Source organism: Kitasatospora sp. NPDC048545 (assembly GCF_040651155.1).
In the GTDB taxonomy this organism is placed as follows: Bacteria; Actinomycetota; Actinomycetes; order Streptomycetales; family Streptomycetaceae; genus Kitasatospora.
On the sequence record NZ_JBEZIQ010000009.1, the window covers coordinates 112,239 to 125,427 of the forward strand.

10 protein-coding genes are annotated in these 13,189 nt (G+C 73.8%); 5 read left to right on the forward strand and 5 right to left on the reverse strand.

The window, feature by feature from the left end; all coding sequences use genetic code 11:
* The first annotated feature begins 125 nt into the window (after positions 1-125).
* A complete protein-coding gene (locus AB0D10_RS11525; protein ID WP_360254397.1) occupies positions 126-1,019 on the forward strand; it encodes a MoxR family ATPase in 894 nt (297 codons plus the stop codon).
* A complete protein-coding gene (locus AB0D10_RS11530) occupies positions 1,016-2,524 on the forward strand; it encodes a VWA domain-containing protein (protein WP_360254399.1) in 1,509 nt (502 codons plus the stop codon). The genes AB0D10_RS11525 and AB0D10_RS11530 overlap by 4 nt, the downstream gene beginning before the upstream one ends.
* 104 nt (positions 2,525-2,628) lie before the next feature.
* Here AB0D10_RS11530 and AB0D10_RS11535 read toward each other — a convergent pair whose 3' ends face one another.
* Complete coding sequence (locus AB0D10_RS11535; RefSeq protein ID WP_360254401.1) at positions 2,629-3,594, reverse strand: alpha/beta hydrolase; 966 nt, start codon at positions 3,592-3,594, stop codon at positions 2,629-2,631.
* A gap of 157 nt (positions 3,595-3,751) precedes the next feature.
* Complete coding sequence (locus AB0D10_RS11540; protein ID WP_360254403.1) at positions 3,752-7,183, reverse strand: S8 family serine peptidase; 3,432 nt, start codon at positions 7,181-7,183, stop codon at positions 3,752-3,754.
* Positions 7,184-7,202: 19 nt separating this feature from the next.
* Here AB0D10_RS11540 and AB0D10_RS11545 point away from each other — a divergent pair, with 19 nt between their 5' ends.
* Positions 7,203-7,439 (forward strand): hypothetical protein, encoded by a 237-nt coding sequence (locus AB0D10_RS11545; RefSeq protein ID WP_360254405.1) that lies wholly within the window; start codon positions 7,203-7,205, stop codon positions 7,437-7,439.
* A 251-nt stretch (positions 7,440-7,690) separates the two neighbouring features.
* On the opposite strand, the gene AB0D10_RS11550 is transcribed toward AB0D10_RS11545, so the two are convergent.
* Positions 7,691-8,542: a siderophore-interacting protein gene (locus AB0D10_RS11550; protein WP_360254407.1), complete on the reverse strand. Its 852-nt coding sequence runs from the start codon at positions 8,540-8,542 to the stop codon at positions 7,691-7,693.
* 81 nt (positions 8,543-8,623) lie between these two features.
* Here AB0D10_RS11550 and AB0D10_RS11555 point away from each other — a divergent pair, with 81 nt between their 5' ends.
* Positions 8,624-9,430, forward strand: coding sequence for a TetR/AcrR family transcriptional regulator (locus tag AB0D10_RS11555; protein ID WP_360254409.1), 807 nt, complete (start codon positions 8,624-8,626; stop codon positions 9,428-9,430).
* Positions 9,431-9,556: 126 nt separating this feature from the next.
* Here the strand turns inward: AB0D10_RS11555 and AB0D10_RS11560 are convergent, their stop codons facing one another.
* A complete protein-coding gene (locus AB0D10_RS11560) occupies positions 9,557-10,711 on the reverse strand; it encodes a HEAT repeat domain-containing protein (RefSeq protein WP_360254411.1) in 1,155 nt (384 codons plus the stop codon).
* 199 nt (positions 10,712-10,910) lie between these two features.
* On the opposite strand from AB0D10_RS11560, the gene AB0D10_RS11565 reads away from it, so the two are divergent.
* Positions 10,911-12,746, forward strand: a complete 1,836-nt coding sequence (locus AB0D10_RS11565) for a S8 family serine peptidase (protein WP_360254413.1) — start codon at positions 10,911-10,913, stop codon at positions 12,744-12,746.
* A 36-nt stretch (positions 12,747-12,782) separates the two neighbouring features.
* On the opposite strand, the gene AB0D10_RS11570 is transcribed toward AB0D10_RS11565, so the two are convergent.
* The gene (locus AB0D10_RS11570; RefSeq protein WP_360254415.1) at positions 12,783-12,980 is read right to left on the reverse strand and encodes a hypothetical protein; all 198 of its coding nucleotides are present in this window, start codon (positions 12,978-12,980) and stop codon (positions 12,783-12,785) included.
* Between the last annotated feature and the right edge of the window lie 209 nt (positions 12,981-13,189).

A 13,189-nucleotide genomic window follows, 5' to 3' on the forward strand; every position in this document is an offset into this window, starting at 1 on the left:
GCCCGGCCGTGCCCGGCCGCACCCTCGCCGGGAACGGGCCGGGAACGGGCCGAACCCGCGACACCGATGTGACCGGCCGGTAGGGTGGCGCCGCACGAAGACGGCGAACCGGAACGGGGCGGCACATGGGCAGCGACGGCACCAGCAACGGGACGAACGGCACGGGTTTCTTCACCTCGGTCACGGACACCGCCGAACAGCTCGCCACCACCGGCTACCTCGCCTCCACCGCCGTCGCCACCACCGTGTTCCTCGCCGACCAGCTCGGCAAGCCGCTGCTGGTCGAGGGCCCGGCCGGGGTCGGCAAGACCGAACTCGCCAAGGCCGTGGCCGCGATCGGACGGGCCCGGCTGGTCCGGCTCCAGTGCTACGAGGGCATCGACGAGGCCCACGCGCTCTACGAGTGGAACCACGCCAAGCAGCTGCTGCGGATCACCGCCGGCCGCGAGGAGGGCTGGGAGGAGGCCCGCGGCGACATCTTCGGCGAGGAGTTCCTGCTCACCCGCCCGCTGCTCACCGCCATCCGCGGCGAGGAACCGACGGTGCTGCTGATCGACGAGATGGACAAGGCCGACGTCGAGGTCGAGGCGCTGCTGCTGGAGGTGCTCAGCGACTTCCAGGTCACCGTCCCCGAACTCGGCACCATCACCGCGAGCCGCCGCCCCTTCGTGCTGCTCACCTCCAACGCCACCCGCGACCTCTCCGAGGCACTGCGCCGCCGCTGCCTCTTCCTCCACCTCGACTACCCGGAAGCCGAGTTGGAGCGCCGCATCGTCCGGCTCAAGGTGCCCGGGCTGGACGAGACCCTGGCCGAATCGCTGGTGCGGGTCGTCGGCGCGCTGCGCGCGATGGACCTGCGCAAGGCCCCGTCCGTCGCCGAGACCATCGACTGGGCCCGCACCCTGCTCGCCCTCGGCGCGGACACCCTGGACGAGGCCGCCGTCCGGGGCACCCTCGGGGTGATCCTCAAGCACCAGGACGACATCCGGAAGGCCTCCCGGAAGCTCACCCTCGCATGACCGCCGAGCCCCGGCCGACCGGAGCCGGGCCGGCCGCGCTCCAGCCGACCGCACCCGGGCCCTCCGCACCCGCACCCGCGCCGGCCCAAGCCCCTCTGGCCGACACCGCCGCCCGCCTCACCGGCCTGGTCCGCGCCCTGCGCGGCCACGGCCTGCGGATCGGCCCCGCCGAAACCGTGGACGCCGCCGCCGTCCTCGACGTCCTCGGCTTCGCCGACCGCGAGCGGATGCGGGCCGGACTGGCCGCCGCCCTGCTGCGCTCCGAGACCCAGCGGACGGTCTTCGACGCGACCTTCGACCTGTTCTTCCCCCTCGGCGTCGGCACCCCCGAAGCCGTCCGTGCCGACCCGCTGCCCGTCCCCGACGACCCCGAGCCGCCGCGCTTCGGCCGCCCCGACCCGCTCCGCGACGACCTGCGCGACCGCCTCGCCGCCGCCCTCGCCGCCGACGACCGCGCCGCCCAGGCCCGGCTCGCCGGCGAGGTCGTGGAGGCCTTCGGCCGCTACGGCGCCGGCAGCACGCCCGGCTCCGACGGCTGGTCCGCCCACCAGGCACTCGGCAGGCTCGCCCCCGAGACGCTGCTCGCACGGATCCTCGCCGCCCTGCGCACGGCCGGTTCCGCGACCGACCTGTCCGACCTCGTCCTCGCCGACGAGGTCCGGCGCCGCATCCGGGACTTCCGCGCCCTGGTCACCGGCGAGGCCCGCCGCCGGGTCGCCGAACTGCGCGGCGCCGAGCGGATCGCCGAACGCGCCGTCGCCCCGACCGTCGACCGGATCGACTTCCTCTACGCCGGCCGCGACCAGCTCACCGAACTGCGCCGCACCGTCCACCCCCTGGCCCGCAAGCTCGCCACCCGGCTCGCCGCCCGCCGCCGCCGCGCCGCCCGCGGCCACATCGACCTGCGCCGCACCCTGCGCCGCTCCCTGGGCACCGGCGGCGTACCGCTGCGCCCGGTCCACCGCCTGCGCCGGCCGGCCCGCCCGGAGCTGGTGCTGCTCTGCGACGTCTCCGGCTCGGTGGCGGGCTTCGCCGACTTCACCATGCTGCTGGTGCAGGCGATGAGCGAACAGTTCAGCAAGGTCCGGGTGTTCGCCTTCGTCAACCGCACCGCCGAGGTCACCGACCTGCTCGGGACCGGTGACGATCCGGCCCGCCTCGCCGCCCGGATCCTCACCGAGGCCAAGGTGACGGGCCACCACGGCAACAGCGACTACGGCTCCGCCCTCGGTGACTTCGCCGGGCACCACCTCGACGCGGTCGGACCGCGCACCTGCGTCCTGGTTCTCGGCGACGCCCGCACCAACCACCGCGACCCGAACCTCGACGCCCTGCGCCGGATCGCCGCCCGGGCCCGCCGGGTCTTCTGGCTCAACCCGGAGGAGCCCTCCCGCTGGCCCACCGGCGACTCCGCCGCCCACGCCTACGCCGACGTCGTGGAGATGCACTCCTGTCGCAACGCCCGCCGCCTCGGCGAACTCATCGGCCGCCTGCTGCCGGTCTGAGCCGCGCCACCGGTGCGCCGGACACCGCGTACCCGCCCCGGACGCGGGCCCGGGCGGCCGCCTCGGCCGCCCGGGACACCGGGGACGCCCGGGACGCCCGGCCCTCAGTCCAGCGACCCCAGGAAGTCCAGCAGCGCCGCGTTGACCTCCGCCGGCCGCTCCTGCTGCGTCCAGTGCCCCGTCCCCGGGAGCCGGACGTGCCGGTGCAGCCGGGGCGTCACCTGCTGCAGCAGGTACGCCACCACCTCGCGGGTGACCATCGCGTTCACCAGGTCCTGCTCACCGGTGACGTACAGCGCGGGCGCCTCGATCCGCCGGCCGGCGAACGCCGCCATCAGCTCGTTGTTCCGGTCGATGTTGCGGTACCAGTTGAGCCCGCCGGTGAAGGCGCGGGCGCCGTGCCGGGCGTAGTCGGCGGCGAACGCCTCGATGTCCTCCTCGGTGAGCCAGGCCGGCAGCCGCTCCGGCTCCGGGACGGTGTCCAGCAGCTTCATGCCTTCCGGGACGACCCACGGCTTCGGCTCCCCGTCCGGGTAGGTGCCGCCGAGGACGCGGCGGAACGCGGACTTCGGGTCGGCCGCCAGCTCGGCGTCGGCCCGGCCCGGCTCCTGGAAGTAGATCTGGTAGAAGCCCTCGCCGAACCTCTCCCGGGACTGCGCCAGCGGCGTCGGCCCGGACGGCAGCGGCGGCACGCTCAGCCCGGCGACGCCGCGCACCAGGTCCGGGCGCAGCGCCGCGGTGGCCCAGGCCACCGGGGCGCCCCAGTCGTGTCCGACCACGACCGCGCGTTCCGCGCCGAGCGCCCCGATCAGCGCCGTGACGTCGCCGACCAGGTGCAGCAGGCTGTACGCGTCCACGCTCTCCGGCTGCTCGCTGCGGGCGTAGCCGCGCTGGTCGGGCGCGACCACCCGGTAGCCGGCCTCGGCGAGCGGCCCGAACTGGTGCCGCCAGGAGTACCAGCTCTCCGGAAAGCCGTGCAGCAGGAGGACCAGCGGCCCCTCCCCCTGCTCGGCCAGGTGCAGCCGCACCCCGTTCACCTCGATGTCGCTGTGCTTGACGGCCTCGATCAACTCCGGCTCCCTGGTCGTTTCGCGGGTCTCCGTCCGACCCCTGCCCAGCCCGGCGGCCGGGGAACCCCGGAGGTTTCCGGATCCGTCCGTCGCACAGCAGCCGAGGCCGCCCCGGAAATCCGGGACGGCCTCGGCGTCGGAGCGGACCGACTGGGTGTCAGTTCACCGTGTAGCTGTACGGGATCGCCGCGAGCACCGCACCGGTGGTGTTCAGGGCGTTGTTGGCGGTGGCCACCCCGGTCGGGCCGGACACCAGGTACAGCACGCCCTTGACCGTGCTGCCCTTCGGGCCGGTCGGGTTCAGGGTCACCTGCAGCGAGCCGGTGGCGCCGGGAGCGACGGTCACCGGGCTGGCGGCCTGGGCCGAGGCGTTCACCGAGGCGGCGTACGGGTCACCGGTGCTGGAGGACAGCGCCGGGTCGAAGGCCTGGGTGTGCGCGGTGGCCGTGATGGTGGAGGTGCCGGTCGGCGCGCCGCCGGTGCCGAACGGGCCGATCTGCTGCACGAAGGTGCCCCAGTTGCCCGGGACGACCGGCTGCTCGGCGGTGCCGTTGTCGGTCACGACCGAGATGGTCGAGCCGTTCTGGGCCTTCTTCAGGTCGCCGAACAGGTCCGGCGAGCCGGTGGTGGCACTCAGCTCGATCTGCGCCGGCGTCGAGGACGCCGCCACGGCCTTGAGCTGGTCGGTGCCCGGCGGCACCAGGAAGGACGGCACCGTGGAGCTGAGGCTCAGCGGCAGGTTGACGGTCGCCGAGGCGCCCTGCGGCACCAGCGGCACGTCCACCCGGCGGTCCAGACGGCCGTCGGCCGCGATCTTCTGGGTCGCCACGGTGTTGTTGGTGTAGTTCACCTGGACGGTGACCGGCTTGCCGGCCGCCAGCTTGGTGTGGGCGTCGTTCGGCAGACCGGCCGCGGTGGCCTGGTTCTGGTTGAACGCGACGGTGCCGGCGAAGTCCTGGGCGAGCTCCTGGCCGCTGACCGGGCCGAGCACGTTCAGGACGAACCGCCAGCGGCCGGCGGCCGGGTTGACGGTGGTGGCCGAGACGCCGGCCGAGGTGCCGGTCAGGTTGCCCTGGGCGTCGAACTGGCCGTTGCCCTCGATGTCGATCGGGGTGCCGTTCGGGCTGATCAGCGCGCCCTGCATGAGCAGGTTGGAGTCCTTGCCGACGGTGACGCCGACCCGCAGGTCCTTCTGGCCCTTCGGGACGTCGAAGCCGTAGGTGAAGCTCTGCGTCGGGGAGGCGCTGCGGCCGTTGCCACCGGTGATGGTGCCGGTGAAGGTGCCCTTGCCCTGGTTGACCGGGACGAGGCTGCGCAGCACGACCGGGACGCTGGTGGTGTTGCCGTTCGAGCTGGAGACGGTGATCGCCTCGCTGGAGTCACCGCTGGTCGCCGGGGTGGTCAGCTGGACCTTGAGGGTCTTGGTCTGACCGGGCTTCAGGTCGGTGGTGCTCGGGCTCACGCCGCCGGCCGGCACCGCGCGCTGGGTCGCGGTGGCCAGCTGGACCGGGCCGGTGAAGCCGGCCTTGCCCGCCGGGGTGTAGAGGATGGCGGTCCACTCGCCGGCCACCGGGTGCGGGACGTCCACCAGGCCGAAGTTGGCCGGGGTGGCGCCGCCCTGCGGACGGGTGTTGGTCTCGAAGCGGCCCGACGGGTCGAGCAGCGTCATGCGGACGACCGGACCGTTGGTGACCGGGTTCGGCGCGCCGTGCCAGGCGATCGACGCCGCGAGGCGGTCGGCGCCGGCCGGGACGGTGAACTTGACCTGCTTCTGCACCCAGTCCGCACCGTTGGTGGCGTACTTGAAGGTGTCCTTCGACGCCGAGTCCAGCTGGACGGTCTGCTGGGCGGTCGCCAGCGGCGCGAAGCTGCGGGTCGCGGCGCTCACCGTCTGCGGCTCGTCACTGGTGTTGGTGACGGACACGTCGGTGGTGTGGGTCGAGCCGGGGGCGCCGGCGATGTCGACCTGGCCGGTGTTGACCACGACCGTGTTGGCGCCGTCGGTGCCGTCCCCGTCGTCGTAGCCGCGGGCGGCCTCGACGGCGGCGCGGACGTTCAGCAGACCGGCACCCTGCTCCTCGGCGGGCACGCCGAGGTCGGTGGCGGTGCCGGTGAGGAACTTCTTCACCAGCGCCGGCGCGGGCGAGTCGCCGCCGTGGGTGTCACGGTAGGCCTGGATGACCAGGGCCGCGGCACCGGTGACGAACGGGGCCGCCTGGCTGGTGCCGCCGAAGGGCTGGATCGGCGAGGCCTTGCCGTTGAAGCCGGCGCAGTCGGTGTACTTGGTGAGGTCGGGGGTGCAGAGCGCCCAGTCCGACTCGCCCGGCGCAACCAGGTCGACGGTGCGGCCGGCCTGGGTGAAACCGCCCGAGGAGAGGGCGGAGATGCGGTTGTTGCTCCAGGTCTTGTTGGAGAACTGGGCGGCCGCGTAGCCGGTCTGCTGGTAGTTCTGGTTGTCGGTGGAGGCGCCGACCGAGATCACGTACGGATCGGTGGACGGCGTGCCGACGGTGCCGCTGATGCCGGCGTCACCGGAGGAGACGGCGACGGTGACACCGGCCTTGACGGCCTGCTCGTTGAAGAGCGAGATGGTGTCGTGCGCGCCGCTGTCCGGGGTGACGTTGCCGCCGAAGGACTCGTTGAGCACGTCCACGTGGGCGACCCGCACCGCGTAGTCGATCGACTGCAGGATCGACGAGTTGGACATCAGCTCGCCGCCGGCCTTCAGGGCGACCAGGTCGGCGTCCGGGGCGAGGCCGCGGATGCGGATGTTGCAGCCGGCCGGCAGCGGGTGCGAGGCGTTGACGAACTGCGAGACGTCGTAGGTCTGGCGGCCCTGGGCGATGACCGCCGAGGCGTCGCCGAAGGCCTCGGCCGCGCCGGTCGGCGCGTCCCAGCCGTCGCCCGCGAAGTCCTTGTAGTCGACCACGGCGTGCGAGCCGTCGGCCCGGATGAAGTCCGGGTTGTTCGGGTCGAGGCCGTCCGCGATGTAGGCGACCTTGACGCCCTTGCCGGTGGCGAGGTTCTCCACGCCGGGCTTGCCGTTGCCGGTGTAGGCCCGGGTCGAGTACAGGCCCTCGGGCTCCAGCAGCGGCTTGCTCGGGTCCGAGGGGCACGCGGTGTTGGTCGCGTTCTCCTCGGCGCCCTGGCCGTTGCTGCCCGTAACGGCCTGCGGGGCGGCGGCGGCCTTGGGCGCCTTCGCACCCGGGGCGGCCGCGGAGTCGGCACCGTCCTTGGCCGTCGCGGCCTTGCCGGCGGACGCCGGGGCGACCTGGACCTGGGTGTCCGCCACCACGGCGGAGACCGCCGGGTCCGCCAGCAGCTGGGCGTGCAGGGCGGGGCTGACCGTGGCCGAGAAGGCGTTGCCGACCACGAAGGTCTTGATGTTGGTGCCGCCGTTGGCCTTGACCTTGTTCAGCAGCGGCGCCTGGGAGTCGGCGGCCTTCTGCTGACGGGCGCCCAGGTGACCGTGGTCGGCCGGGGCGTCCGCTATCTGGTCCTTCAGGATCACGATCACCGGCACCGGGGTCCCGTCCGCGGACGCCGCCTGGGCGTTCTGCGGATCCGGGGTCGGAGCTGCGCTGGCCATGGTCCCGAAACTCAGGACCATGGACGCGGTGGTGACCGTGACGGCAGCTGCTAGCTGGGCTTTCCGCCAGCCGATCATGGACATCCTTTCGTCTGATGCGACGTCAGGTTGCACGGCCAGCGTACGCGGATCCGGGTCGGACGCGTGGTTGCTCGGACCGCGCGTCCTGACAGCGGTCGAATTCCAGCGCATCCGGCACGACCACGACAAGGGGGGAAATCCCCATCAGAAAGTAAAAATGACCATAGGAAAGTAAAATTCACGGCAGAAATCGGGCCATGTCCGCCCCTTTTCGCCGATCGGACCCGCCCGAAACCGTCCGCTTCCGCACCGAAAAAGTCGGTGGCGAACTCTCGACACTGGCGAAACACCGCCACCGGCCGTCCGCCTGCCGACAACTGCCTCTTTGTCGACAACCGCTTCTTTGTCGACACAGCCACATGCCGTTCCCGCCAGGACACTCCCTTCCCCGCCACCCCCGCCCGAAACCGGGTGCGGCAGCCGGAATCAGTACCCGGCCAGCCGCTCCTGAGCGTCCGCCAGGTCCTCGGCGGTGGGCGCGTCGTCCTGGGTCAGCCGGTGGCGCCAGTACCCGGTGAAGTCGACGGACCGCTTCGGCACCCCGCGCTCCTCGACCAGGTGGCGGCGCAGTGCCCGCACCGCACCCGCTTCCCCCGCCAGCCAGGCGAACGGCGTGCCGGCCGGCAGCCCGGCCGAGCGCACCGCCCCGGCCAGCACGGCGCCCGGCGCGGCGCCGTCCCGGTGCAGCCAGTGCACGGCGAGGTCGGCCCGGCTCTCCAGCGGCTGCCGCTCGGCCCGGTCCGCGACCTCGACGTACGCGAGCGCCCGCACCCCGGCGGGCAGCGCCTCGACCAGCGTCGCGAGCGCGGGCAGCGCGGTCTCGTCTCCCGCCAGCAGCACCCAGTCGGCCGCCGCCGCGGCCTCGGCGAACGGCACCGGCGGGGCGTACAGCGCGGAGGGGCCGACCATGCCGAGCCGGTCCCCGGGCGCTGCCCGCAGGGCCCAGCCGGCGGCCGGGCCGGTGTCGCCGTGCAGCACGAAGTCGATCTCGACCAGCCGGGTGCCGGGCCGGCGCCGGCGCAGGGTGAAGCTGCGCGTCGGGGGCCGCTCGGCCGGGGGGATCGCCAGGTAGGCCCGGTACCAGCCCATCGGGTCGTCCTGCGGCGCGGGCAGCACCGGCTCGGTCTGCCCGGGGCGGGGAAAGCAGAGCTTGAGCTGCTGGTCGGGGGCGGTACCGACGGTGTCGGCCAGTTCCTCGGCCGCGAAGGTGATCCGGGCGGTGCGCGGCGCGATCCGGCGGACCTCGACGACCTCGACGACGGTGACGGGCAGTGTCATCGCGAAACCCTTCGATTGGTAACCTTACGACATAAAGAGTTGCCGTCCGATGCGATACTTTACGCCATAAGGAGATGTCCGATGACCGTCTACGCCGGGCAGGGCGACGCCCGCCGTTCGCTCGCACTGCTCTGGGGCGCACCCGAGCAGCCCCGCACCGGGCGCAGCGGCCCCAGACCGGGCCTGAGTGTGGACGCGATCGTGTCCGCCGGAATCGCCGTGGCCGACGCCGAGGGCATGGCCGCGCTCTCGATGCGCGCCGTGGGCGAACGACTCGGCCGCACCGCGATGGCGCTCTACACGTACGTCCCCGGAAAGGCCGAACTCCTCGACCTGATGCACGACCGGGCCCTCGCCGAACTGACCGCCGGACTGCCCGCCGAGCCGCCCGCCGACCTCCCACCGGGCGAACTCCCGGCCGGCGCACCGCCCGTGGACGACTGGCGCGAGGCCGTCACCGGCTGGGCCGAAGGCCTGTACGCCTGCTACCTGCGCCACCCCTGGGTGCTCCAGGTCTCCCAGGCCCGCCCGGTCCTCGGTCCGGCCGAACTCGCCGTCATGGAGAGCCTGTTGCTGGCCCTCCGGCCGGCCGGTCTGGACCCGCGGCGACTGCGCGGCGCGGTCGCCGCCCTCTGGCAGTTCGTCCGCGGCCTCGCCGCCACCACCGCCGACGCCCGCGCGGCCGCGGCCGCCACCGGAGTCGCCGACGAGGACTGGTGGGCCGACCGGTCCGCCCGACTCGCCGAACTGACACCGGACTTCACCGACCGCTTCCCCCTCCTCACCGCCCTGCAGAGCACGGCCGGCGGCTCACCCGAGGACAGCCACCGGGAGGCCTTCCGGACCGGTCTCGCCCTCCTGCTCGACGGCGTGGCGGCCGCCCGCTGACCTCGCGGGCCGCCGACCGCCGGCCCGCCCCGCCTCCGCCCGGTGCCCTCACCCGCCGGCTGCCGTGCGCGCCCTCACCCGCCGGCTGCCGTGCGCGCCCTCACCCGCCGGCTGCCGTGCGCGCCCTCACCCGCCGGCTGCCGTGCGCGCCCTCATCCGGCGCGCGGTGCGCAGCCCCTGCTTGGCGGCGGTCGCCACCAAGCCGCCGAGACCGGTCCTGGCCAGGTCCTCGGCGGCGAGGCGCTCCAGCACCGGCAGGGCGCGCTCGTCCGCCGTGGCGCCGAGGGCCCGGCAGGCCAGCGCCCGCAGGTCCGGGTCGGGGTCGGCGGTCAGGGCGATCAGGTCCTCCACCACCGGCGGCCCGAAGGCGGCGATCGCCGAGGCGAGATGACCGGCCTTCGGGTTCCGGCGCTCCGTCATGGTCCGCCAGAGCGCCGCGAGCGCCCGGTCCCCGCCGATGCTCCCGAGGGCCAGGGCGGCCGCGCTGCACACCCAGGCCGTCCCGTCGTCCAGTCGGGCCGCCAAGGCGGGAACGGCGGTGCGGGCGCGGAGGCGGCCGAGCGCCTCGCAGGCGCCCTCGCGGACCATCGGGTCCGAGTGCTCCAGCAGCGCCGCCACCAGCGGGACGGCCCGCCGGAAGCCGAGTGCGGCACAGGCCAGGGCCGACCACCGCACCCCGCGGTGCCCGGTGTCCGCGAGGGCGCGCAGCAGTCCCGGCTCCAGGCTCTCGTCACCGAACAGGTCGATCCGGTTGAGCGCCTTGGTCCAGACCGTGACGTCCTGCGTCCGGTGGTCGGCGGCGACCTCGGACAGGGCCGCCAGCGCCTGCGGGTGGCCGAGTTCGGCCCACTCCAGCAGCGCGTCGATCGCCCGCAGTCTCGTCGCGCGGGTCCCGCGCAGCTCGGCTGCGAGGACCGCGACCAGGGACGCCGGGCCGTCCGGCGGGTGACCGAGGGCGTCCCCGAGCGGGCCGGCGAGCTCCGGCTCGGACTCGCCGAGCAGCAGTGCCTGCGGGCCGATCCGGGTGCCCACGTCCGCGTCGTAACGGCCGTCGCCCCGGAGGTTGGCGGCCAGTTTCGCGACCGTGCGGAACAGGAGCCGCGCCTGGTCGGACGGGTCGGCGGGGAGGGCGTCGAGCCGGCCGTCCAGGGCCGCCTCGACGGCGGCCGGCGGGCGGCCGGCGGCCCTCAGCGCCGTCTGCGCCCAGGCGAGCGGTTCGCCCTGGCGCTCGTACAGTTGGCGCCCCCAGAGGCGGAGGACGGCGTCACGGTGGTCGGTCATCCCGGGATCGTCCCAGCGGGGATGTCGAGGGCCAACGGGTTTTACCTCCCGACCGGGTCGCGCACCCCATGACATCAAAACGTAACGCTTCCGTGAAAAGTCGTCAGGCGTAAAGTCTTCCCCAAGACCTCCCCAATCTGGCATGTTTCCTTCAATTCCCGTGCGATCCCCCTCACGCACGGACCGAATCGGAGGACACGTGTCACCCCTGATATCCCGGCGGCTCGGCCGCCCGGCCGCCGCCCTCGCCGTGCTCTCGGCCATGGCGCTCGCCACCCCCACGGCGTTCGCGACCGCAGCCCCCACGACCACCACCCCCACCGTCCCCGGTGGTGTCACGGCGCCCACCGCGCAGGCCGCCGCCCAGCCCGTCGGCACCGCCGCCGCCGGCTGGGCCGCCGGCACCCGCTCCTACTTGGTGATCAGCGCTCCCGCCGACATCGCCGCCGCCAAGGCCGCGGTCGCCGCGAACGGCGGAACGGTCTTCGCGAGCTACGACGCGATCGGCGTCGTCGTCGCCCACTCGACCGCCACCGGCTTCGCCGCCACGCTGCGCACCGTCGCCGGCATCCAGCAGGTCGGCGCGACCCGCACCTCCGACGTGCCGGCCGACGCCTACGGCCCGGCCCTGCCCGCCAACCCGGCCCAGGCGGCCACCACGCTCACCGAGTCCAACCGCTGGGACATGACCCAGATCAAAGCCGACCAGGCCTGGAACGTGACCACCGGCTCCCCGTCCGTCAAGGTCGGCGTGCTCGACACCGGCGTCGACGACCAGCACCAGGACCTCGCGCCCAACTTCGACGCCGCCGACTCGGTCTCCTGCGCGTACGGCAAGCCCGACACCCGCGCCGGCGCCTGGCGCGACGTGGACACCCACGGCACCCACGTCGCCGGCACCATCGCCGCCGCGAAGAACGGCAAGGGCGTCGTCGGCGTCGCACCGGGCGTGAAGATCGCCTCGGTCCGGATCGCCGAACCGACCAGCACCCTGTTCTACGCCGAGAACACCGTCTGCGGCTTCGTCTGGGCCGGCGACCACGGCTTCAAGGTCACCAACAACAGCTACTACACCGACCCGTGGCAGTTCAACTGCCCGAACGACCTCGACCAGGCGGCCCTCATCGAGGGCGTCAAGCGTGCCCAGGAGTACGCCGAGGGCAAGGGCTCGCTGCAGGTCGCCGCCGCCGGCAACTCCGACTACGACCTCGCCAACAAGACCACCGACACGGCGAGCCCGAACGACTCCACCCCGACCACCCGGACCATCAGCAACGCCTGCCTCGACATCCCCACCGAACTCCCCGGCGTGGTGACCGTCGCTGCCACGGGCAGCGGCAGCGGCAAGGCCTCCTACTCCAACTTCGGCCGGGGCGTCATCGACGTCGCGGCGCCCGGCGGCGACGGCGCGACCGGCGTCTACTCGACCCTGCCCGGCGGCAAGTACGGCACCAAGAGCGGCACCTCGATGGCCTCCCCGCACGTCACCGGGGTCGCCGCGCTGATCGCGAGCACCGACCCGACGCTCACCCCGGCCGGCATCCGGGCCCGCCTCGCGAGCCAGGCCAACGACCTGGCCTGCCCCGCCTCGGACAGCCGCTGCACCGGCACCGCCGCCGACAACTCCTTCTTCGGCGAGGGCCAGGTCGACGCGCTGAAGGCGGTCGGCGGAGCCACCCCGCCCACCGGGAAGTACTTCGAGAACACCGCCGACGTGGCGATCCCCGACAACACCACGGTGGAGAGCCCGATCACCGTCACCGGCGTCACCGGCAACGCGCCCGCGACACTCAAGGTCGGCGTGGACATCAAGCACACCTACCGCGGTGACCTCGTGCTCTCCCTGGTCGCCCCCAACGGCACGGTCTTCCTCCTGGAGGACTTCGCCGACAACGACAGCGCCGACAACGTCGCCAAGACCTACACCGTCAACGCCTCCGCCGCCGGCCCGGCGAACGGCACGTGGAAGCTCCGGGTGAAGGACGGCGCCTCCGGCGACACCGGCACCGTCGACGCCTGGAACCTCACCTTCTGATCCCGCCGCACCACCGCGATCCCCGCCGTCCGGCGCCTAGCCGCGCCGGGCGGCGGGGATCGCCAGCAGCACACCGAGCACCAGCAGGGTGGCGTACCCGGCGGTCTCGTGGCCGTCCGGGACCAGGAAGCGGACGAAGCCGAACAGCCGGAAGCCCCCGAGCCGGTCGGACACCAGGCCGGAGGCGCCGCCGAGGATCAGCACGAACCCGAGGTAGCCGAGCAGCGTCTTCATACCCCCGAGCCTAGGAATCCGCCACCGCCCGGGCATCCGACTTTCGGCGCGACCGGGCGCCACCAAAGTCGCGTCCGAGGGTCCGTCCGCCGGCGCCGTCGCGCGGGCACCGGACGGAGCAGCAGGCACGGCGGGCGGACGGCGGCCCGGGTACGTTCGCGGTGTGCAGCCCAAGCGAGTTCAGCCCGAGCGCGTGCCGACCGAGCGCG